The 21,293-nt window shown below is 72.3% G+C and carries 17 protein-coding genes, 1 tRNA gene and 1 other RNA gene; 6 read left to right on the top strand and 13 right to left on the bottom strand.

All coding sequences use genetic code 11. The features are described 5' to 3' along the window. Positions 1-6: 6 nt before the first annotated feature. The gene (locus ACN27C_RS09765) at positions 7-786 is read right to left on the bottom strand and encodes a phosphodiesterase (protein ID WP_422750975.1); all 780 of its coding nucleotides are present in this window, start codon (positions 784-786) and stop codon (positions 7-9) included. Between the two features lie 178 nt (positions 787-964). Here ACN27C_RS09765 and ACN27C_RS09760 point away from each other — a divergent pair, with 178 nt between their 5' ends. Further along, complete coding sequence (locus ACN27C_RS09760; RefSeq protein WP_358173900.1) at positions 965-2,422, top strand: GGDEF domain-containing protein; 1,458 nt, start codon at positions 965-967, stop codon at positions 2,420-2,422. A 135-nt stretch (positions 2,423-2,557) separates the two neighbouring features. Here ACN27C_RS09760 and ACN27C_RS09755 read toward each other — a convergent pair whose 3' ends face one another. Continuing rightward, on the bottom strand, positions 2,558-3,619 hold the full coding sequence (locus tag ACN27C_RS09755; RefSeq protein WP_120572737.1) for an aspartate-semialdehyde dehydrogenase: 1,062 nt from the start codon (positions 3,617-3,619) through the stop codon (positions 2,558-2,560). A gap of 6 nt (positions 3,620-3,625) precedes the next feature. After that, positions 3,626-4,891 (bottom strand): aspartate kinase, encoded by a 1,266-nt coding sequence (locus ACN27C_RS09750; protein WP_091330618.1) that lies wholly within the window; start codon positions 4,889-4,891, stop codon positions 3,626-3,628. Positions 4,892-5,129: 238 nt separating this feature from the next. Between ACN27C_RS09750 and ACN27C_RS09745 the strand changes: the two genes are divergently transcribed. Together ACN27C_RS09745 and leuA are read left to right on the top strand one after the other, a co-directional pair. Next, positions 5,130-5,891, top strand: a complete 762-nt coding sequence (locus tag ACN27C_RS09745; RefSeq protein WP_233585928.1) for a hypothetical protein — start codon at positions 5,130-5,132, stop codon at positions 5,889-5,891. Positions 5,892-6,155: 264 nt separating this feature from the next. Continuing rightward, entirely contained in the window at positions 6,156-7,901 is a 1,746-nt protein-coding gene (gene leuA, locus ACN27C_RS09740; protein WP_422750974.1) for a 2-isopropylmalate synthase, read from the top strand. 24 nt (positions 7,902-7,925) lie between these two features. Here the strand turns inward: leuA and ACN27C_RS09735 are convergent, their stop codons facing one another. Then, the gene (locus ACN27C_RS09735; RefSeq protein WP_350815444.1) at positions 7,926-9,365 is read right to left on the bottom strand and encodes an MFS transporter; all 1,440 of its coding nucleotides are present in this window, start codon (positions 9,363-9,365) and stop codon (positions 7,926-7,928) included. 108 nt (positions 9,366-9,473) lie between these two features. Between ACN27C_RS09735 and ACN27C_RS09730 the strand changes: the two genes are divergently transcribed. After that, the gene (locus tag ACN27C_RS09730) at positions 9,474-10,133 is read left to right on the top strand and encodes an HNH endonuclease family protein (protein WP_120572734.1); all 660 of its coding nucleotides are present in this window, start codon (positions 9,474-9,476) and stop codon (positions 10,131-10,133) included. Further along, on the top strand, positions 10,115-10,567 hold the full coding sequence (locus ACN27C_RS09725) for a hypothetical protein (RefSeq protein WP_013474958.1): 453 nt from the start codon (positions 10,115-10,117) through the stop codon (positions 10,565-10,567). The genes ACN27C_RS09730 and ACN27C_RS09725 overlap by 19 nt, the downstream gene beginning before the upstream one ends. A gap of 55 nt (positions 10,568-10,622) precedes the next feature. Here ACN27C_RS09725 and ACN27C_RS09720 read toward each other — a convergent pair whose 3' ends face one another. The 9 genes from ACN27C_RS09720 to ffs form a co-directional block, all read right to left on the bottom strand. Further along, the gene (locus ACN27C_RS09720) at positions 10,623-11,726 is read right to left on the bottom strand and encodes an ABC transporter ATP-binding protein (RefSeq protein WP_013474957.1); all 1,104 of its coding nucleotides are present in this window, start codon (positions 11,724-11,726) and stop codon (positions 10,623-10,625) included. After that, on the bottom strand, positions 11,723-12,838 hold the full coding sequence (locus ACN27C_RS09715) for an ABC transporter ATP-binding protein (protein ID WP_422750973.1): 1,116 nt from the start codon (positions 12,836-12,838) through the stop codon (positions 11,723-11,725). Before ACN27C_RS09715 ends, ACN27C_RS09720 begins: the two co-directional genes overlap by 4 nt. Positions 12,839-12,849: 11 nt before the next feature. After that, positions 12,850-13,818, bottom strand: coding sequence for an ABC transporter permease (locus ACN27C_RS09710; protein ID WP_121685107.1), 969 nt, complete (start codon positions 13,816-13,818; stop codon positions 12,850-12,852). Continuing rightward, the gene (locus ACN27C_RS09705) at positions 13,815-14,819 is read right to left on the bottom strand and encodes an ABC transporter permease (RefSeq protein WP_013289048.1); all 1,005 of its coding nucleotides are present in this window, start codon (positions 14,817-14,819) and stop codon (positions 13,815-13,817) included. The genes ACN27C_RS09710 and ACN27C_RS09705 overlap by 4 nt, the downstream gene beginning before the upstream one ends. Before the next feature lie 78 nt (positions 14,820-14,897). Next, entirely contained in the window at positions 14,898-16,559 is a 1,662-nt protein-coding gene (locus ACN27C_RS09700) for an ABC transporter substrate-binding protein (protein ID WP_120572732.1), read from the bottom strand. A gap of 322 nt (positions 16,560-16,881) precedes the next feature. Beyond that, complete coding sequence (gene recR, locus ACN27C_RS09695; RefSeq protein ID WP_013289050.1) at positions 16,882-17,475, bottom strand: recombination mediator RecR; 594 nt, start codon at positions 17,473-17,475, stop codon at positions 16,882-16,884. An 8-nt stretch (positions 17,476-17,483) separates the two neighbouring features. Continuing rightward, positions 17,484-17,792, bottom strand: coding sequence for a YbaB/EbfC family nucleoid-associated protein (locus ACN27C_RS09690; protein WP_064446817.1), 309 nt, complete (start codon positions 17,790-17,792; stop codon positions 17,484-17,486). Positions 17,793-17,900: 108 nt separating this feature from the next. Next, entirely contained in the window at positions 17,901-20,810 is a 2,910-nt protein-coding gene (locus tag ACN27C_RS09685; protein ID WP_422750972.1) for a DNA polymerase III subunit gamma and tau, read from the bottom strand. A 107-nt stretch (positions 20,811-20,917) separates the two neighbouring features. Continuing rightward, an RNA gene (gene ffs, locus ACN27C_RS09680) (signal recognition particle sRNA small type) lies at positions 20,918-21,007 on the bottom strand. A gap of 81 nt (positions 21,008-21,088) precedes the next feature. On the opposite strand from ffs, the gene ACN27C_RS09675 reads away from it, so the two are divergent. Next, positions 21,089-21,173 (top strand) — tRNA-Ser (locus ACN27C_RS09675). Positions 21,174-21,293: the final 120 nt, after the last annotated feature.

The raw sequence follows: 21,293 nt of genomic DNA, 5'->3' as shown, positions 1-21,293 counted from the left end.
CGCGGCTCAGAACCAGCAGGTGCGACCGGCGGCGTGACTGACCTGGACGGTGTGCGTCACACAGCCGCCGTCGGCGACGCGGTGCAGCAGAAAGGCGGTCGGCTCGGCGACGAAACCCGGCTCCTCCTCGTCGGTCATGGTCAGGCTCACCTGGATCCAGGTGCTCGGCGCGGTGGTCAGCACCGTACCGGCGAACGCGCTCGTCACCTGGCGGTGCAGGTGACCCGCGGCGACGCGTACGACATGGGGGTGACGGCCGACCACGGCGGCGAGCGCGTCGGCGTCGTCGAGACCCATCGCGTCCATGCCCGGCACGCCCACCGCGACCGGCGGATGGTGCAGGCACACGACGGCGGGCGCGTCGGTACGCCCGCCGAGCACCCCGTCCAGCCAGGCGAGCTGCTCGTCGCCGAGCCGACCGCCGGGGCTGCCCGGGGTGAGCGAGTCGAGCACGACGAGCGTCGCGTCCGGCAGGTCGACGTGGTAGTGCGCCGAGAAGCCACCGGCCAGGTAGGGGGTGCCGCCGAACGTGTCGAGCAGCGACTCGCGGTCGTCGTGGTTGCCGGTGACCAGGTGCACCGGCAGCGGGAACGCGCCGACGATCTCGCGCAGGGCGAGGTATTCGTCCGGCCGGCCGTTGGCGGTGAGGTCGCCGGTGATCACCACGCAGTCGGGCCGGGGACGCAGCGCGAGCACCATGCCGAGCGCCCGGTGCAATCCGGACGCCGGGTCGGCCGCGAGCGGGCCGGTGGTCACGTGCGGGTCGCTGAGCTGGGCGATGAGCATCGGCCGCCTCCTCGGGTGCCCGGGCCTTCACGCTATCGCCGCGCGGCCTCCCCGCGCAGGCCCGATCCTGCCCACAGGCTGCGTCCACAGCCTGTGGATAGCACATGTGTACGAAGGTCGGCGGCGGCTGCGCTGAGTACCCTTGATCGCGACCCGACCCCCTCCGAGCAGGAACGACGTGGATCACGAGCGAGTCCTCCGCGACGTCACGGTGCGCCTTCCCACGGCGTCCACCGTCCCGGAGGCGTGCCAGTGGACCGTCGCCGCGCTCGCCCGGCACACCCCGGCGACCGCCACCGTCCTGCTCCGCGTCCACGACCGTCTGCGCTGCGTCGCCGCGACCGGCGCCTGGCAGGTGTTCTCGCACGTGCCGGCCACCGCCGACGGCGCCCCGCCGGGCCGGCACCGGCCCGAACCCTCGGTGGTGCGGCGGGTCTACGCCTCCGGGATCACCGCCGCCGTGCCCGACGTCAGCGCCGACCCCGACTACCTGGAGGTCCGCCCGGACGTCACAGCCGAACTCTGTGTGCCGGTACGCGACCCGGACGGCCGTCCGATCGGCGTGCTCGACCTGCAGTGGAGCGAGCCGGTCGTGCTCGCGGCGTGGCGGGAGACCGCCGAACTGGTGGCCGACCGCCTCGGCGGCCGGATCGCCGCGCTCGGCGGGCCGCCGGCCGAGAGCCGCAGCGAGAAGCTGCTCCGGCACGCCGCCGCCTTCACCGCCGCGCCGACCGACTGGGATCTGATGACCGCCGCGCTCGCCGCGGCCCGGGACGTGTCGGCGCTCGCCGCCGCCGTGCTGGTGCTCACCGGCCGGCGCGGCCCGCGCCTCGGCGCGCCCACCGGCACCCCGGGTGACCTGGAGGCGCGGATCCGGGCCGAGCTGGACGAGGCCGGACCAGCCGGGCTGGACCGCATGATCGACCGGGCCCACCGGTACGGCTCGGCATACACGCTGGGCGAGGCCGGCCACCCGCCCACCGACGAGTACCTGCCGCTGACCCGCGCCGGCGCGCGCACGCTGGTGGCGGTGCCGGTCGGCACACCGGCCTCCGGTGGCGTGCTGCTCGTCGCCGACGAGCAGCGCCTGCGCCCCGATCCGACCACAGTCAACCTGATCGAGCTGCTCGCCGGGCAGGCGTGGACCTGCCTGGACCGGCTGCGGACGCTCGCCCGGCTCCGCGAGCAGGCCAGCTCGGACCCGCTCACCGGGCTGCGGCACACCGGCCCCTTCGGGCAGCGGATCGCCACCGCCACGCCGGGGCGTACCGCGCTGCTGGCGATCGACGTGGACGGGTTCAAGGACGTCAACGACACGTACGGCCACCAGGCCGGCGACCGGCTGCTGGTGGGTCTGGCCCGGGCCCTGGAGGGCGCGTTGCGTCAGGGCGACGAGCTGTACCGGACCGGTGGCGACGAGTTCGTGGCGGTGATCGAGGTGAGCCGCCCGGAGGAGGCGGTCCGGATCGCCGAACGGCTCACCGAGGCGGCCCGCCGTACCGGCCGGACGATCAGCGTCGGCGTCGCCCTGCCGAGACCCGGCGAGTCCCCCGAACGCACCCTGCACCGAGCCGACCAGGCCCTGTACGCGGTCAAGCGCCACGGCCGAGACGGAGTCCACCTCTCCGCCGCCTGACCGCCCCCGCTCCCGTCACCCCTCTCCCCCGCGATCTTGCACTTTAGGCCCTGGCAAATGCCGCATATGCCCCACAATCAGGGCGGGAAGTGCAAGATCAACGCCGGACGAGGCGGCGGCGGGAGGGCGGCCGCGTTACGGGCGGGTCAGGTCCTTGGCCAGGAGTTCGGCGATCTGGGCCGTGTTGAGGGCGGCGCCCTTGCGGAGGTTGTCACCGGTCACGAAGAGGTCCAGGGCGCGGGGGTCGTCGACCGCTCGCCGGATGCGGCCCACCCAGGACGGGTCGGTGCCGACCGCGTCGATCGGCATCGGGAACTCCCCGGCCGCCGGGTCGTCGACCAGGATCACGCCCGGGGCGTTGCGCAGCGCCTCGCGGGCGCCCTCGGCGTCCACCTCGGTGGCGAAGACCGCGTGCACGGCGACCGAGTGACCGGTCACCACTGGCACCCGTACGCAGGTGGCGGACACCTTGAGGTCGGGCAGCCCGAGGATCTTGCGCGACTCGTTGCGCAGCTTCATCTCCTCGGAGGACCAGCCGCCGTCGGCGAGCGAGCCCGCCCACGGTACGACGTTGAGCGCCAGCGGCGCCGGGAACGGACCCAGCTCGTCGCCGACGGCCTGTCGCACGTCACCGGCGCGGGAGCCGAGCACCCGGTCGCCGGCGATCTTGCCGAGCTGGAGGTGCAGCGCGTCCACGCCGGCCTGCCCCGCCCCGGAGACCGCCTGGTACGAGGCGAGCACCAGCTCGCGCAGGCCGTACTCGCGGTGCAGCGGCGCGACCGCCACGATCATCGCCAGCGTGGTGCAGTTGGCGTTGGCGATGATCCCCTTGGGCCGGTTGCGTACCTGCTCGGGGTTGATCTCAGGGACGACGAGCGGCACGTCGCGGTCCATCCGGAACGCGCCGGAGTTGTCCACCACCACCGCGCCACGCGCGGCGGCGACCGGGGCCCACTGCGCGGAGACGTCGTCCGGCACGTCGAACATCGCCACGTCGACGCCGTCGAGCGCGTCGGCGGTGAGCGTCTGGACGGTCAGCTCCTCGCCCCGGCACTGCACGCGCCGGCCCGCCGACCGCTCGGAGGCGAGCAGCCGGATCTCGCCCCACACGTTGCGCCGGGAGGAGAGGATCTGACACATCACCGTACCGACGGCACCTGTCGCCCCGACCACGGCGAGGGTGGGCAGCGACGGCATGGCGCGTTACCGCCCGGTGCCGGCGTAGACGACGGCTTCGGTGTCACCACCCAGCTCGAAGGCGTCGTGGATGGCCCGGACCGCCTTGTCGAGGTCGGTGTCGCGGCAGACCACGGAGACCCGGATCTCCGACGTGGAGATCATCTCGATGTTCACGCCGGCCGCGCCGAGGGCGGCGAAGAAGCCGGCGGCCACGCCCGGGTGCGAACGCATGCCCGCGCCGATCAGCGAGACCTTGCCGACGTGGTCGTCGTACAGCAGGCCCTTGAACTTGACCGACTCCTGGATCTTGCTGAGCGCGGTCATCGCGGTCGGGCCGTCGGCCTTGGGGAGCGTGAACGAGATGTCCGTGCGGCCGGTGCCCTCGGTGGACACGTTCTGCACGATCATGTCGATGTTGATCTCCGCGCCGGCCACGGTGTCGAAGATCGCCGCGGCGGCACCCGGCTCGTCGGGCACGCCCACGATCGTGATCTTCGCTTCGCTGCGGTCGTGGGCGACCCCGGTGATCAGTGCCTGTTCCACAGGAAGGTCCTCCATCGATCCGGTGACCATCGTGCCGGTGTTGGTCGAGTATGACGAACGGACGTGGATCGGCAAGCCCGCGCGCCGCGCGTACTCGACGCTGCGCAGGTGCAGCACCTTCGCGCCGCAGGCGGCCAGCTCCAGCATCTCCTCGTAGGTGATCTGCTTGATGTGCCGGGCGTTCGGCACGATGCGCGGGTCGGCGGTGAAGATGCCGTCCACGTCGGTGTAGATCTCGCAGACGTCCGCCTCCAGCGCGGCGGCGAGCGCCACGGCTGTGGTGTCCGAGCCGCCCCGCCCGAGCGTGGTCACGTCCTTGGTGTCCTGCGAGACGCCCTGGAAGCCGGCCACGATGACCACCGCGCCCTCGTCCAGCGCGCCCTTGAGCCGCCCCGGGGTCACGTCGATGATCCGGGCCCGGCCGTGCACCGAGGTGGTGATCACGCCGGCCTGGGAACCGGTGAACGAGCGGGCCTCGTACCCCAGGTTGTGGATGGCCATGGCGAGCAGCGCCATGGAGATCCGCTCCCCGGCGGTGAGCAGCATGTCCAGCTCACGGCCCGGCGGCAGCGGGCTGACCTGGTTGGCCAGGTCGAGCAGCTCGTCGGTGGTGTCGCCCATGGCGGACACCACCACCACCACGTCGTCGCCGGCCTTGCGCGCGGCCACGATGCGCTCGGCCACCCGCTTGATCCGCTCGGCGTTGGCGACGGAGGACCCGCCGTACTTCTGCACCACGAGTGCCACGACGGTGCACTCCCTCCCAGCGACGACCCTGAGCGTGCCGACGCCGCCGGGTCTCTCGGTCCGGCGGCGCGTGTCAGACCGCCTCAGCCTATCGGGCGGGCCGCGACGCCGGGCCGGGTGATCCCACCATCCGGCCCCGGCGTGGGGCGGCTCACCAGCCCGGGAGGACGCGACACGCCAAGCGGTACAGCCGTACGGTGGGATGACCGGGACCGTGTCCACGACGCAGAATGAGCCGGTGCACGCTCATCGACGTGCGGCCCGCCTGACCGGCGTGGTCGCACTCACCCTGCCGGTACTGCTGGCCGCCTGCGACGGCGGCACTCCCGAGGCGGCGCCCACCGGCACCGCCGACCCGGTCCCGGTGCAGGTCGACGCCGCCCGCGAGGAACTGGCCGGGCTGGCCGCCGCGGCGCAGGACCGGCACCTCACCGCCACGTACGCGTTCGCGCCCGCCGAGGGCTCCCCCCGCACGGTGTCCTTCACCAGCGCCAACGACGGCAGCTGGCGGGTCGACGTGCCCGGCTGGGGGCACGCCGGCACCGTGGACGTCTCGCTCGCCGGCACCTCCGACGGGCTGTTCCAGTGCGCGCTGCCCTCGGCCGGCTGGGCCCAGGCGGCGACCTGCGTGCGCCTCGGCGACGCCGACGACGCGGTGCCGCGCCGGCTCGACCCCCGGGTGCAGCACCCGTTCACCGACTGGCTGGAGGTGCTGACCGACCGGCGCGCGCCGCTCGCGGTCTCCCCCGCCGAGCCGCTGCCCGGCGCCGACGGCCCGTGCTACACGGTCGACAGCACCTCGGCGTCGCTGAACGCGCCGCTGGACGTGGGCATCTACTGCTTCCGGGAGGACGGCACACCGGCGGCGGTAAAGGCCGGATTCGGCACCCTGACGCTGACCGGCGAGCCCGGCGCCGCGCCGGGCACCGTCGAACTGGCCGGCGCGGTGACCGACGGCGAGCCGGTCAGCCGGGACGCCCCGAGCCCGGGAGCGCCGTAGCCGATCCGGTGACTCCGATCCCATAGTCCGGACCAGCCTTCCCACCGCACGTCCCACCACGTAGGGTGACCTTGTCATGTGGCGCGCGTACCTTCTCCTTGGCTGCCGCGACGAGGCCTGACCGGCCGGCACCTCGTCGCGGAGTAGAAACGCGCCGTCCAGCACATCCGATCTTCTTCTCGGCACCGCCGCGCACCGTCGCCCGGCATCTCGCCGACACCTTTCCGATCTGCTGACGCCACATGTTCCAGGGAGCACTCCGAGATGGCTCAACCTGTCACCGAGACCGATCCGTTCGCCAGCCAGCGCCCCAGCCGGATGCCGGTCCACCGCTACGTTCCGTACGACCGTGAGTTCGGCGTCGACCTGCCGGACCGCGCCTGGCCGACCCGCCGCGTCGAGGCCGCGCCCCGCTGGTGCGCAGTCGACCTCCGCGACGGCAACCAGGCCCTGATCGACCCGATGTCGCCCGAGCGCAAGCGCCGGATGTTCCAGCTCCTGGTGCAGATGGGCTACAAGGAGATCGAGGTCGGCTTCCCGTCGGCGAGCCAGACCGACTACGACTTCGTACGGCAGCTGATCGAGCAGGACCTGATTCCCGAGGACGTCACCATCCAGGTGCTGACCCAGTGCCGGGAGCACCTGATCGAGCGGACCTTCGAGTCGCTGCGCGGCGCCCGCCGGGCCATCGTGCACTTCTACAACTCCACCTCGACGCTGCAGCGCCGGGTGGTCTTCGGCCTGGACCGCGACGGCATCACCGACATCGCCACGCAGGGCGCGCGGCTGTGCCAGAAGTACGCGGAGATCCACACCCCGGACACCGACATCCACTACGAGTACTCGCCGGAGTCGTACACGGGCACCGAGCTGGAGTACGCGCTGGAGGTCTGCTCGGCGGTCATCGACGTGATCGACCCGACGCCGGACCGGAAGCTGATCATCAACCTGCCGGCCACCGTCGAGATGGCGATGCCGAACGTCTACGCCGACTCGATCGAGTGGATGCACCGGCGCCTGCCCCGGCGGGACAGCCTGGTGCTGAGTCTGCACCCGCACAACGACCGGGGCACCGGCGTGGCCGCCGCCGAGCTGGGCCTGCTGGCCGGCGCCGACCGGATCGAGGGCTGCCTGTTCGGCAACGGCGAGCGCACCGGCAACGTGGACCTGGTGACGCTGGGCCTGAACATGTTCTCCCAGGGCATCGACCCGATGATCGACTTCTCGAACATCGACGAGATCAAGCGCGCCGTCGAGTACTGCAACCAGCTGCCGGTGCACGAGCGCCACCCGTACGCGGGCGACCTGGTCTACACCGCGTTCTCCGGCTCGCACCAGGACGCGATCAACAAGGGCTTCGCCGCGCTGAACGCCGCCGCCACGGCGGCCGGGGTGCCGGTCGACGACTTCACCTGGGCGGTGCCCTACCTGCCGATCGACCCGAAGGACCTGGGCCGCACCTACGAGGCGGTCATCCGGGTCAACTCGCAGTCCGGCAAGGGCGGCGTCGCGTACATCATGAAGACCGAGCACCAGCTCGACCTGCCGCGCCGCCTCCAGATCGAGTTCTCCGGCGTGGTGCAGCAGGTCACCGACCACGACGGCGGCGAGGTCGAGCCGGGCGCCATGTGGGAGATCTTCGCCCGCAACTACCTGGTCGACCACCAGGTCGACCCGGCCGTCAAGCTGGCCGACTACACGATCGGCACCGTCGACGGCAAGGTCGAGATCGACGCCCGCGTCGGCTTCGGCGGCGACACCCGCGCGCTCACCGCTGTCGGCAACGGCCCGATCGACGCGTACGTCAACGCGTTGCAGTCCCTGGGCGTGGCGGTACGGGTGCTCGACTACCACGAGCACGCGCTGTCCTCCGGCGGGGACGCACACGCCGCCGCGTACGTGGAGTGCGAGGTGGACGGCCGCACGGTGTGGGGCGTCGGGGTGGACGCCAACATCGTCACCGCCTCGATCAAGGCGGTCACGAGCGCGGTGAACCGCACCCGCGCCTGATCCCGGCGACGCGGGGGTCCGGCCTCAGGCCGGACCCCCGCTCTGCTTCGGCGGGCGGTGGATCAGCACGGCGGCGAGCACCGCGCCGGCGAGCAGCAGCCCGGCGCACCACGCCAACGCCCCCCGGTACGCGTCGGCCAGTGCGCCCTTCTGCTCGTACCCGGTGCCGGAGAGCCCGACCAGCAGCGGCAGCGCGGCCACCGCGAGCAGGCCGCCGGCCCGGGAGGCGGCGTTGTTGAAGCCGCTCGCCACCCCGGCGAAGCGGTCCGAGACCGCGCCGAGCACCGACGTGGTCAGCGGCGCCACCACGAGCGTGAGCCCGGCGCCGAACAGCGTCACGCCCGGCAGCACGTCCACCCAGTACGACGCGCCCGGCCCGACCCGGCGCAACAGCAGCAGACCCGCCGCGGCGATCACCGGGCCGACGGTGAGCGGCAGCCGGGGGCCGATGCGGGCCGACAGCGCGCCCGCGCGCGGCGAGCCGACCAGCAGCAGCACCGTCATCGGCACCGTGGCCAGGCCGGTGAGCAGCGCCGACCAGCCGACCACGTTCTGCAGGTAGACGGCGAGGAAGAAGGTGAACCCGCCGAGCGCCGCGTACACCACCACCGTGAAGACGTTCAGCACAGAGAACAGCCGGCTGGAGAACAGCCCGGTGGGCAGCATCGCGGTGTCGCCGCGCCGCCGCTCGACCAGCACGAACACCACCACGGCGGCCACCCCGAGCACCGCCGTGACCAGCACCGCCGGGGAATCCAGGCCGCGCGCCGGCGCGTCGATCAGCGCGTACGTGATCCCGCCGAGCGCGAGCGCGCCGAGCAGCGCACCAGCCACGTCGAACCGACGCCCCTCCCCGGTACGCGACGCCTCCTCGTCCCGGCTCTCCGGCACCCAGCGCAGCGCGGCGAGGACCACGCCGACGGCCAGCGGCAGGTTGACGAAGAAGATCCACCGCCAGGAGAGCGTGTCGATGAGCCAGCCGCCGAGCAGCGGACCGAGCGCTGTGGACACCCCGGACAGCCCGGACCAGGTGCCGATGGCCCGGCCCCGGTCGTCCGGGTGGAAGCTGGCCTGGAGCACCGACAGCGAGCCGGGGGTGAGCAGCGCCCCGCCGGCGCCCTGGAGGAACCGGGCGGCGACGAGCCATCCGGTGTCCTGGGCCAGCCCGCAGAGCACCGACGCCACCGCGAACCAGACCACGCCGAGCAGGAAGACGCGCCGCCGCCCGAACCGGTCCCCGAGTGCGCCGCCGAGCAGCACGAACGCGGCGAGCATGAGCAGGTAGCCGTTCACCGTCCACTGCAGACCGGCGACGGTGGCGTCCAGTTCGGCGCCGAGGCGCGGCAGCGCGACGTTGACGACCGTGCTGTCCAGGAACACCATGCCGGAGGCGAGGATCGCGGCGAGCAGCGTGCCGCGTCCGGCGGCGGAGCCGGTACGCAGCGCGGGAGCGGGTGCGGTCACGTCTCACCACTCTGCCCGCCGCCCACCGTCGACGCCACGAATCGCGGAAACCGCCGCCGGGTACTGTGCGGACTCGCCCGGAGCACGCAAGCTGGAGAGGTGTCGTCTGTGCGTACGAGATCAGGAGCCCGTGCCGGGCTGGCGGCCGCGCTGAGCGCGGTGCTCGCCCTCGGCGTGGCCGGCTGCGACGTGTCGGTCACCGAGCCGGAGGCGCCGCCGAGCGCCTCCGGGAACGTCAACAAGCAGCTCGGTGAGCTCACAGTGGCCACCGCCGGGTCGATGAAGGGCTACAGCCGCTCCCGTTTCCCGCACTGGCGCGACACCGGCAAGAACTGCGACGTGCGCGACAGCGTGCTACAGCGCGACGGCGAGGGCATCAAGCTGTCCGGCTGCAACGTGGTGGGCGGCCGGTGGGAGAGCGTCTACGACGGCGTGGTGCTCAACGATCCGTCGGGCGTGGACATCGACCACACGGTGCCGCTGGCCGCCGCGTGGCGGTCGGGCGCGGACGAGTGGGACGACTCGAAGCGCGGCGACTTCGCCAACGACCTGACCCGGCCGCAGCTCATCGCGGTTTCGGCGCGGTCCAACCGGGCAAAGGGTGACCAGGATCCGTCCCAGTGGAAGCCGCCGAACCGGTCGTCCTGGTGTCAGTACGCGGCGGACTGGGTGACGGTCAAGCACTACTGGCGGCTGACTGTGACAAGTGCCGAGAAGGCCGCTCTCACCGACATGCTGGAGGGCTGCACATGGGCGAGCAAACCGTGACCGGGCCGGGCGCCACACCGGCCCCGGAGGCAGGCGGCGCACCGGCCCCGGAGTCCGCACCGGCCGGTCCGGCCTCGGCCGGGATGACGGCGGACGGCCGGCAGCCGGCGTCCGCCGACGTCGCCGGGGCGGGCATGACCGCCGACGCGGTGCCGGGTGCGCCGGCCGGCGGCGCGCCGGGTGGACCGGCGGACCGGACCGCTGACATCACCGCCGGGCCGGGCGGGGTCATGACGGACGAGGTGGGCGTGGTGACCGGCGAGTTGACGTTGCGCACCGAGCACGCCGACGGCCGGGTGACGCTGCGGGTGCAGTACAAGGACGCCGACGAGTGGTACGCGGTCACCGGTGGTTCCGCGCCGCTGGCCGACCCGGCCGCGCTGGACGCCGTGCACACGATCGCGGTGGGTCTGCTCAACCGCCCCGAGGGCTGACCGACGAACGAGCGCGTCCCCGCCCCGGGCCGGGGTGGGGACGCGCTTCGTCGTGTCAGACGTACGATCCGGGCTCGCTGGGCGCGGAGACCACGCCCGGCTCCTCGCCCTCGCCCTCCGGCCGGGTGATCTTCGCGGTCACCTCGTGCGGGCGCAGCTCACCGGCGGCGATCTGCTCGGCCCAGTGGCAGGCGACCCGGCTGGCGCCGATCTGGCGCAGCTCCGGCCGCTCGTCGGCGCAACGGGTCGGCTGCGCCCACGGGCAGCGGGTGTGGAACCGGCAGCCCGACGGCGGGTTGGCGGGCGACGGCAGGTCACCGGCGAGCAGGATGCGCTCGCGCCGGTCCTCGACGTCCGGGTCCGGCACCGGCACCGCCGACATCAGCGCCCGGGTGTACGGGTGCAGCGGCTCGGTGTAGAGCCGCTCGCTCGGCGCCTCCTCCACCAGCGCGCCCAGGTACATCACGCCGACGATGTCGGAGATGTGCCGCACCACGGCCAGGTCGTGCGCGATGACCAGGTAGGTCAGGCCGAGGCTGTCCTGGAGTTCGTCGAGCAGGTTCACCACCTGCGCCTGGATCGACACGTCCAGCGCGGAGACCGGCTCGTCGGCGACGATCAGCTCCGGGCCGAGGACCAGGGCGCGGGCGATGCCGATGCGCTGGCGCTGGCCGCCGGAGAACTCGTGCGGGTAGCGGGACAGCGCCCATTTCGGCAGGCCCACCGCGTCGAGCGTCTCGCCGATGATCCGCCGCCGGTCGTCCCGGTTCGCGCCGATGCCGTGGGTCTGGAGGCCCTCGGTCAGGATCGACTCGACGTTCTGCCGGGGGTCCAGGCTGGACATCGGGTCCTGGAAGATCATCTGCATCCGGCGGCGCATCGAGCGCAGCTTGCCGGCGGGCAGCGTGGTCAGCTCGACGCCGTCGAACGTCACCTCGCCGCCGGTCGGCGGGGTGAGCTGGAGCAGCGCCCGGCCGAGCGTGGACTTGCCGCAACCGGACTCGCCCACCAGCCCGTACGTCTTGCCGCGCGGGATGCTCAGGTCGACCCCGTCGACCGCCTTGACGTGCCCGACGGTCCGGTCGAAGATCACGCCCCGGCGGATCGGGAAGTGCACCTTCAGGTCGCGGACCTCGACGAGGATGTCGTCGTCGCTCATGGGGTCTCCTCCTCGCGCGGAGCCGGTCCGAAGCCGGGGACGGCGGGCGGGTCGGCCGGTTCGGCCTGGGCCGGCACGGCACCCGGTTCGGTGGTCGTCGGCGCGGTCGCCCGGGCGTCCGCCTCCGGGGTCAGGCCGGGGATCGGCACCGGATTGACGCAGCGGTAGCTGCGCGCGTCGTGGGTCAGCACCAGCTCCGGCGGCTCGCCCACGCACTCGTCGACCCGGCGGGCGCAGCGCGGGGCGAACGCGCAGCCGTCCGGCCAGGGCAGCACGTCGCGCACCGAGCCGGGGATCGGGTTCAGCCGTTCGCCACGGCCGGCGTCGAGGCGCGGCACCGAGGCGAGCAGACCCTCGGTGTACGGGTGCCGGGGCTGGCGGAACAGCGGACGGCGGGTGGCCGTCTCCACCACCCGGCCGGCGTAGAGCACGTTGACGGTGTCGCACATGCCGGCCACCACGCCGAGGTCGTGCGTGATCATGACCAGTGCGGTGCCGGAGTCCCGGACCAGGTCCTTCAGCAGTTCCAGGATCTGCGCCTGGATGGTGACGTCGAGCGCGGTGGTCGGCTCGTCGGCGATCAGCAGCCGGGGCTGGCAGGCGACAGCCATGGCGATCAGCGCCCGCTGCCGCATGCCGCCGGAAAGCTGGTGCGGGTACTCCTTGAGCCGCCGCCGCGGGTCCGGGATGCCCACCCGGTCGAGCAGGTCGGCGGCCTCCTTGGCGGCCGCCTCGCCCTTCATGCCCCGGTGCCGGGCCAGCACCTCGGTCACCTGGAGCCCGATCGGGATGACCGGGTTCAGCGAGGACAGCGGGTCCTGGAAGATCATCGCGACGTCCCGGCCGCGGATGTCGCGACGAGAGCGGTCGTCGAGCTGGAGCAGGTCGGTGCCGTCGAAGACCGCCTTGCCGCCGACCCGCAGGCCCGGCTGCTTGGGCAGCAGGCCCATGATGGCCAGCGACGTGACGCTCTTGCCGCAGCCGGACTCGCCGACCAGGCCGACCACCTCGCCGGCGTCGACCGAGAAGGACACCCCGTCCACCGCGTGCACGGTGCGCTGCCCACGACGGGCGAACGTGACGGAGAGGTCGTCCACTTCGAGCAGTGCCATGACTGACTGACCTACTTCCGCAGCTTCGGATCGAGAGCCTCGCGCATCGCCTCACCGAGCAGGGTGAATCCCAGCGCGGTGATGATGATGCCGAGCGCCGGATAGATCGCCAGGCCCGGCCGGATGCCCAGGTACGGCTGCGCGTCGGCGAGCATGACGCCCCACTCCGGGATGGCCGAGTCGGGGTTGCCGAGGCCGAGGAAGGACAGCGCGGCCGCCTCGATGATCGCGGTCGCCAGCGTCAGCGTGGCCTGCACGATGACCGGGGCGATCGAGTTCGGCACCACGTGGGTGAGGGCGATCTTGGACCGCTTCACGCCGAGCGACGTCGCGGCCAGCACGTAGTCGCTGTTGGCCTGCGCGATCATCGAGCCGCGCAGCAGCCGGGCGAAGATCGGCACCGACACCACACCGACGGCGATCATCACGGTGGTGAGGCTGGCGCCGAGCAGCGCCGCGATGCTCACCGCGAGCAGCAGGCTCGGCATGGCCAGCAGCATGTCGATGAAGCGCATCAGGGTGGTGTCGATCCAGCGGCCCCAGCGCCCGCCGAGGCCGGCCGCGGCACCGGCGACGCCGCCGATCAGCGCGCCGACCGCGAGACCGATCAGGGTGGAGACGACGCCGACGAGCAGCGTCTGCCGGGCGCCGACGATGAGCCGGCTGAACTCGTCCCGGCCCTGGTGGTCGAAGCCGAGCCAGTGGTCGGCGGAGATGCCCGGGATGATGCCCTGGCCGGACTTGACCAGGCCCTCGCGGATGCCGATGGAGTCCGTCGGGCTGTACGGGACGAGGAACGGCCCGATGACCGCGACCAGGACGAAGACCGCCAGGATGACCACGCCGATGACGGCCGCCGGGTTGCGCCGCAGCCGGCGGAACGCCTCCTTCCAGAGGCTCACCCCCTGCTCGTCGTCGCGGGCGGCCAGCTCGGCGAGCCGGTCGATCTTCTCGCGCTTCTTGCCAGTGGTGATGGTCATCGCACCCTCACCCTCGGGTCGATCACGCTGTAGGAGAGGTCGACCAGGAGATTCACCAGCACGTACACCACCGCAATGATCATGATGAAGCCCATCAGCACCGGGTAGTCGCGTTGGCTGATCGACTCGGCGACGAACGCGCCGATGCCGCTGAACGCGAACACGGTCTCGGTCAGCACCGCGCCGGAGAGCAGGAGACCGGTCTGGAGACCGATCGAGGTGGCCACCGGCAGCATGGCGTTGCGCAGCACGTGCCGGCGGCGGACGGTCCGCTCGGTCAGGCCCTTGGCCTCGGCGGTGCGGACGAAGTCCTCGTTGAGCACCTCCAGCACGCTGGCCCGGGTGATCCGGACGATGATCGCGAGCGGGATGCTGGCGAGCGCAATGCCCGGCAGCACGAGGTGCCAGAGCGCGTCGGCGGCGGCGTCCCACTCGCGGGTCATGAGCCCGTCGAGGACGAAGAAGTTGGTGACCCGGGTCGCCCCGATGGTCGGGTCCTGCCGGCCGCTGGAGGGGAACCAGCCCAGGTTCTCCGCGAAGATCGCCTTGAGCACGTACGCCAGGAAGAAGACCGGGATGCAGATGCCGATGAGCGATCCGCCGACCGAGGCGTGGTCGAGGAACCGGCCGCGGCGGCGGGCGGCCAGGTAGCCGAGCGGGATGCCGATGCCGACCGCGAGGATCATGGCCATGACGGTCAGCTCGACGGTGCCGGGGAACCGCTCCACGAACTCCGTGGTGACGGCCCGCTTCGTACCGGTCGAGGTGCCCAGGTCGAGCCGGATCATCCGCCGCAGGAAGCGGGCGTACTGGACCAGGATCGGCTCGTCGAGGCCGAGGTTGCGCCGGATGGCGGCGCGCGTCTCGGGCGTGCCCCGTTCACCGAGGATCGCGGTCTCGGGCCCGCCGGGAAGTCGGTGGAGCCAGATGAACAGCAGGACGGAGAGCCCGAACAGCGTTGGTATCAGCTGTAGCAGGCGTCTGATGATGAACCGGAACACGGGCGCCTCGGAGGGTGTGCGGAGGGGTGCGGGCGGGCGCTGTGGTCACAGCGCCCGCCCGCGTACGGTGCCTTCAGATCACTTGAACTCTGCGGTCGCGTACCGCTCGTCGGTGAGCGGGCTCGCCTTGATCCCGGTCACGTCCTTGCCGAACACGATCGCCGGCGGGGAGTGCGAGATCGGCACACCCGGCAGGAAGTCCATGATCGACTTGTTCAGTGCCTTGTACTTCTCCGTCCGGGCCGCCGCGTCGGCGGTGGTGTCGGCGTCCTTGAACTGCGCGAAGAGTGCGGGGTTGTTGAAGCCCCACTCGTCCTTCGGACGGTCGAAGAAGGTGCCGATGAAGTTGTACGCGTCGCCGTAGTCACCGGTCCAGCCGAGGAAGTGCAGGTCGTGCTTGTTCCCGGAGGTGGTGGCGTTGAGGTAGTCCGGGCTCCACTTCAGCGGGATGGCCTGGACGTTGATGCCGACCGCCTTGAGGTCCGCCGAGAGCAGCTCGAAGATGTCCTTCGGGTTCGGCATGTACGGCCGGGTGACCTCGGTCGGGTAGTGGAACTTCAGCGTCAGGTTCGACGCGCCGGCCTCGGCCAGCAGCTGCTTGGCCTTCTCCGGGTTGTAGTCGTACTTGGTGACGTCGCCGTTCCAGCCCTCGACGGTGTCCGGGAAGAAGTTCATCGCGACCTTGGCGCCCGGGGGCAGCTTCGAGTCGACCAGGGCCTGCCGGTTCAGCGCGTGCGCGATGGCCTGCCGGACCTTCAGGTCGGCCAGCTTCGGGTTCCCCTTCTGGTTGATCGCCAGGTAGAGGATGTTGAAGGCGGGCCGGGTGAGGACGTTGAAGCCCTCCTTCTTCAGCGGCTCGACGTCGGCCGGGCCGACCAGGTCGTAGCCCTGGATGTCACCCGAGCGGAGCGCCTGCTTGCGGGCGTTCTCGTCCGAGATCGTCTTGAAGATGATGGTCTTCAGCTTGGCCTTGTCGCCGTAGTAGTCGTCGTTGCGCTCGATGGTGAGCGACTTGTTCGCGACGTCCCACGCCTTGAACTTGAACGGGCCGGTGCCGGTCGGGTGCTCCATCGCGTACGCCGGGTACTTGATGTCCTCGGCGGTGCCGGTCACGTTGCTGGCGTCGTACTGCTCCATCGCCTTCGGGCTCTGGATCGAGAACGACGGCAGCATGAGCGCGGCCGGGATCTTGCTGGAGACCCGGGTGAACGCCAGGTCCACAGTGGTGGCGTCCTTGGCGGTGCAGGACTTGAAGAGGCTCGGCGGCAGGTCCGGGTTCTCGTTCTTGGCGAACCCGCCCATGACGTCCTGCCAGTACGCGGTCACGTCCGGGCTCTGCATGAGGCCCTTGGCGTTGTACCAGCGGTTGAAGTTGACGCAGACGGCCTCGGCGTTGAAGTCGGTGCCGTCGTGGAACTTGACACCCGAGCGGAGCTTGAACGTCCAGGTCGTGCCCGCCGCATCCGGCGTCCAGGACTCGGCGAGGCCCGGCGTCACCTTGGTGCCGCCCTCCTCCGGACGGACCAGGGTCTCGAAGACCTGGCGCGCCACGCGCAGCGACTCACCGTCGCTGGCGAAGCTGGGGTCGAGCACCTTCGGGTCTCCGGCGACGCCGAAGACGAGGGTGTCCTTCTTGCTATCTCCGGAGCCACTCTCACGGTCGCTCTCGGCGCAGCCTGCAACCGCGAGGGCCGCGACCGCGACGGCCGCGATTGCGACCTTCGGCCTGGATGCACGCATGGTGCTTCACCTCGTCCTTGGGGGTACGGACAACGTGGTGACAGGGTCACCGATGTGCGCAGACCTTAGCCCTCGGGTGGACGGCGCGGAAACGGGCGGGGGGCGGGTTGGTATCGAATCGTGTCTGTTCCGCAACGAGGCATACGAATCGAAGGGGAATCCCTTACCTCGCCGAACTTTCGTCGGTTTGAAGGGCGAATTTATTACGTCGATCCGGTCCCGGACGCACGTTCCTGTTAGATCGACCGACATGCCGGTACGGCCCGGAGACACGTCCGGCGGGCACCCCGCAGGGCACCCGCCGGAGGCGGTACGACTGGATTCAGACGGCCCGTCGGCCCTCGAAGGCCCGGCCCAGCGTGATCTCGTCGGCGTACTCCAGGTCGCCGCCGACCGGCAGTCCACTCGCGAGCCGGGTCACCGCGATCCCCATCGGCTTGACCATCAGCGCCAGGTAGGTGGCGGTCGCCTCGCCCTCGGTGTTCGGGTCGGTGGCGAGGATCAGCTCGCGGACCTCGCCGCCGCCGAGTCGGGTCATCAGCTCACGGATCCGCAGGTTGTCCGGGCCGATGCCCTCCAGCGGATTGATCGCGCCGCCGAGCACGTGGTAACGCCCGCGGAACTCGCCGGTCCGCTCGATCGCCACCACGTCCTTCGGCTCCTCGACCACACAGAGCACCTCGTCGGTGCGCCGTGGGTCGCGGCAGATCCGGCACTGCTCCGACTCGGCCACGTTGTAGCAGGTCGTGCAGAACCGGACCAGGTCCTTGACCTTGCGCAGCGCGCCGGCCAGCCGGTTGACGTCGGCCGGATCCGCCGACAGCACGTGGAACGCGATCCGCTGGGCACTCTTCGGGCCCACGCCCGGCAACCGGCCCAGCTCGTCGATCAGATCCTGGATGGCACCCTCGTACATCTGCCGGCTCAGAACCCGGGCAGGCCGAGGCCGCCCATGCCGCCCGCGAGCGGGCCCATCTTCTTCTCGGTCAGCTCGCGGGCCGCCTCGGCGGCGTTGTGCACGGCCGCGACGACCAGGTCCTCGAGCGTCTCGACGTCCTCCGGGTCGACCGCCTTCGGGTCGATCTTGATCGCCTTCAGCTCACCGGTACCGGCGACGGTCGCGGTGACCAGGCCACCGCCGGCGGTGCCGGTCAGCTCCGCCTCGGCCAGCTCGGCCTGGGCCTTGGCGATCTGCTGCTGCATCTTCTGCGCCTGCTTCAGCATCTGCTGCATGTTCGGCTGTCCACCTGGGCGCACGGACCGCTCCTTCTTCCACTCGTCTGGTCGGCCGCGCCCAGCCTAGTCGGGCCACGGCACCGCTGAATCGCGGTCGGCGCGCGCTCAGCGCGCGTCCACCTCGTCGATCTTCTCCGCCCCGAACGTCTCGCGCAGCAGCTGCACCGCCTGCTCCTCGCTCGACTGCCGGGCGGTCCGCTCGTCGATCACGTCGTCGAGCGGCTCGTCGCCCGGATCGAACCCCTCGTAGGCGGGCGCCGCCGCCGGCGCGCCCCCGCCCCGCACCGGGCCGTCGAAGTCCGGGTCGTAGGGCGGCTCGCCCGCCCACTCGGCATCGGCCGTCTTCCGCGCCGGCTGCGCCGCGCGCGGCCCCTTGCCGGGACCACCGCCCGCAGCGGCGGCCGCCGCGGCCGCACGCGCCGCCGCGATCGCGCTGTTCTTCGCCCCCGCAGGCCTCGCCCCACCGGCAGGCGCCGGCGCCGCCGCGGGTGCCGCAGGCTTGGGTACGACGACAGGCGCGGTAGCGGTCGCCGTGCCCCCGCCCGGACGGGCCGCCGCCGGCCAGTCCTCCCCGTCGCCGGTGCTCGCGGCCGAGGCGGTGCCGGTGGCAGAGGCCGCGCCACCGGGCCGGGCCGGCTCCGGCCAGTCCTCCTCGCCGGCCTGGTCTGCCGCAGCGGTCGCCGCCGAACGGTGCGAGGCGTCGGGCGAACCCGCGCCGGCCCGGCCCGCCGGTCCCCCGGCCTGGCTACCGGTGGCCTGGTTACCAGTGGCTCGGCTGCCCGAGCCGGACACCGGCCGTCCCGGGGCGCCGCCGGACGCCGGGTGCCCGACGGCAGCGGAATCCGGACGGCCCGGACCGGAGTGGGCCGAACCCGGGCGGCCCGGTCCCGCGTCGGAGCCGGGACGGTTCGGTCCCGCGTCGGCGTCCGGGCGACCGGACCCGGTGTCGGACGCCGGGCCGGACGGGGCGGCCGCCGGGCGGACCGGGGCGCTGTCGGGTGCGTTGCGGCCCGGTGCGGCGTCGGCCTGCGCGCGGCTCGCACCGGACGGGCGGGACGGGCCACCGAGCGAGGCAGCGCCGCGCTCGCCCGCCACCTCGCAGCGGATCTGCCAGCGACCGCCCAGCTCCTCGTAGAGCGCGTCGGTCAGCACGGCCGCATGGTCGGCCATCATCTTCGCCAGCACCGTGGACTTCACGGTCAGCACCAGCGTGTCGCCGTCCAGGTCGCGTACCACCGCGTCCCGCATCAACGCGGCGATCCGCTTGTTGCTGCGGTTGACCTTGCCGACCACCTCGGGCCAGACCCGGCGCACCGCCACAGCGTCGAGCGCGCCCGGGTTGCCCGCTCCGGGGCGGGGCGGCTCGGGCGTGGCCGGGTCCGGCATCACCGCGGACGGCGGTACCGGGCGTCGGGCAGCGGCCTGCCCGGACGTCGTCGAGCCGGCGGCGGCTCGCTCGGCGGCGGCCGGCGCAGGGAACCCGGCGTCCGTGTCGGTGTGGACCCCGGCAGCCGCGGCCGCTTCGGTCGCCATCGGCGCTGTACGCGGGCCGGACTCGGCAGACGCCGGACCGGACTCGGCAACCGCACCGGCCGGCACGGGACGGGAATCGGCGCCCGCACCGTTCGGGGCCGGACGGGAACCGGGTGCGGCGTTCCGGGTACCCGCCGCAGCGGCGGCAGCGGCACGTGCGGCGGCGGCACCGGTCGGGGCGCCGGCAGCCGCCGGCGTGCCGGCGGTATCCGGGTGGACCGCGGCGGCAGCCGCGCCCGGGGCGGGAGCCGCCGGGCGTACCCCCTGGGTCTGGGTTGGGTGCGCGGAGTCGGCGGCGGCCGGCGGCAGCTCGGCGCCCCCGAGCGTCAGCCGGCGCTCCATCCGCTCCAGGCGCTGAAGCAGGCCGGCCGAGGAGTCGTCCGCGCCGGGCAGGAGCATGCGCGCGCAGATCAGCTCCAGCAGCAGCCGGGGCGCTGTGGTGCCGCGCATCTCGACCAGGCCGTTGTGCACGATGTCGGCGCAGCGGGACAGCGTGGCCGGGCCGAGGCGGTGGGCCTGGGCGGCCATCCGCTCGATCTGGTCGGCCGGGCCGTCGATGAGGCCCCTGGCGGCGGCATCGGGCACCTGCTGCAGGACGATCAGGTCACGGAGGCGTTCGAGCAGGTCGGAGGCGAAGCGGCGCGAGTCGTGCCCGGCCTCCGCGACCCGGTCGACGGTGGCGTACGCGGCGGCGCCGTCACCGGCGGCGAGCGCGTCGCACATCTCGTCGATCAGCGCGGCGTCGGTGACACCGAGCAGCGCGGCGGCCCGGGCGTAGTCGACGCCCTCCGGGCCGGCGCCCGCGATGAGCTGGTCGAGCACGGAGAGGCTGTCGCGCATGCTGCCCCCGCCGGCGCGCACCACCAGCGGGAAGACCGCCGGCTCGACCTTGACGCCCTCCGCCTCGCAGAGCTGCTCGAGGTAGGGGCGGACCACCTTCGGCGGGAACAACCGGAACGGGTAGTGGTGGGTCCGCGACTTGATCGTGCCGAGGACCTTCTCCGGTTCGGTGGTGGCGAAGATGAACTTGACGTACTCCGGGGGCTCCTCGACCAGCTTGAGCAGCGCGTTGAAGCCGGCCGACGAGACCATGTGCGCCTCGTCGATGATGTAGATCTTGAAGCGGCTGCGGGCCGGGGCGAAGAATGCCTTCTCGCGCAGCTCACGGGCGTCGTCGACACCACCGTGGCTGGCCGCGTCGATCTCGATGACGTCGATCGAGCCGCCGCCGTCGGGAGCCAGCCCGCGGCACGAGTCACACTGCCCGCACGGCTCGGGGGTGGGGCCCTGCTCGCAGTTGAGGGAGCGGGCCAGGATCCGGGCGCTGGAGGTCTTGCCGCAGCCCCGCGGACCGGAGAAGAGGTAGGCGTGGTTGAGCCGCCCGCTGCGCAGCGCCTGCGACAGCGGCTCGGTTACCTGCTCCTGGCCGATCATCTCGGCGAACGTCCGCGGCCGGTACTTGCGGTAAAGGGCCAGTGCCACCCGTCCCGCCTCCTCTCGACCGAGCCATTCTGCGCCGGTCGGCCCCGGGTGACCACCCACCACCCCGTGACCCGACCCGCAGCGACGTTACCCGGCCCGGGAGACAGAAAGGCCTCCCGTGCACCCGGCAGAGCTCGCTTATCCTTGCTGCCTTCCGGCCCTGGGGAGGTTCACGAGGTACCGCCGCACGGGAGGTGACGCCAAGCCTACCCGAAGGGTTGTGGATCTTCCGGGAGGGTGGGGTGGCCCGCCGTCGGGAGACCTGTATCCTGGCTCGCGGAGGATTCGCCTAGAGGCCTAGGGCGCACGCTTGGAAAGCGTGTTGGGTTTACACCCTCACGAGTTCGAATCTCGTATCCTCCGCTCGCCTGAGCAGCACGAACGTCAGGGCCGGCCCCACTGGGACCGGCCCTGAATCGTCTCTATGGTCGCTCTCGTCTCGGTTGTCGTTTCACTTCGGCGCACCTGATCGGTCATCTGCTG

Source organism: Micromonospora sp. WMMD1219 (genome assembly GCF_049315215.1).
Taxonomy (GTDB): domain Bacteria; phylum Actinomycetota; class Actinomycetes; order Mycobacteriales; family Micromonosporaceae; genus Micromonospora; species Micromonospora tulbaghiae.
This window is presented reverse-complemented; position numbering and strand designations above follow the sequence as displayed.

What these genes read in the sequence shown, in the direction of transcription:
- ACN27C_RS09765 (WP_422750975.1), bottom strand. Translation starts at nt 786, where the DNA reads ATGCTCATCGCCCAGCTCAGCGACCCGCACGTGACCACCGGCCCGCTC.
- ACN27C_RS09755 (WP_120572737.1), bottom strand. Translation starts at nt 3,619, where the DNA reads ATGCCGTCGCTGCCCACCCTCGCCGTGGTCGGGGCGACAGGTGCCGTC.
- leuA (WP_422750974.1), top strand. Translation starts at nt 6,156, where the DNA reads ATGGCTCAACCTGTCACCGAGACCGATCCGTTCGCCAGCCAGCGCCCC.
- ACN27C_RS09725 (WP_013474958.1), top strand. Translation starts at nt 10,115, where the DNA reads ATGGGCGAGCAAACCGTGACCGGGCCGGGCGCCACACCGGCCCCGGAG.
- ACN27C_RS09720 (WP_013474957.1), bottom strand. Translation starts at nt 11,726, where the DNA reads ATGAGCGACGACGACATCCTCGTCGAGGTCCGCGACCTGAAGGTGCAC.
- ACN27C_RS09715 (WP_422750973.1), bottom strand. Translation starts at nt 12,838, where the DNA reads ATGGCACTGCTCGAAGTGGACGACCTCTCCGTCACGTTCGCCCGTCGT.
- ACN27C_RS09710 (WP_121685107.1), bottom strand. Translation starts at nt 13,818, where the DNA reads ATGACCATCACCACTGGCAAGAAGCGCGAGAAGATCGACCGGCTCGCC.
- ACN27C_RS09700 (WP_120572732.1), bottom strand. Translation starts at nt 16,559, where the DNA reads ATGCGTGCATCCAGGCCGAAGGTCGCAATCGCGGCCGTCGCGGTCGCG.
- recR (WP_013289050.1), bottom strand. Translation starts at nt 17,475, where the DNA reads ATGTACGAGGGTGCCATCCAGGATCTGATCGACGAGCTGGGCCGGTTG.
- ACN27C_RS09690 (WP_064446817.1), bottom strand. Translation starts at nt 17,792, where the DNA reads ATGCAGCAGATGCTGAAGCAGGCGCAGAAGATGCAGCAGCAGATCGCC.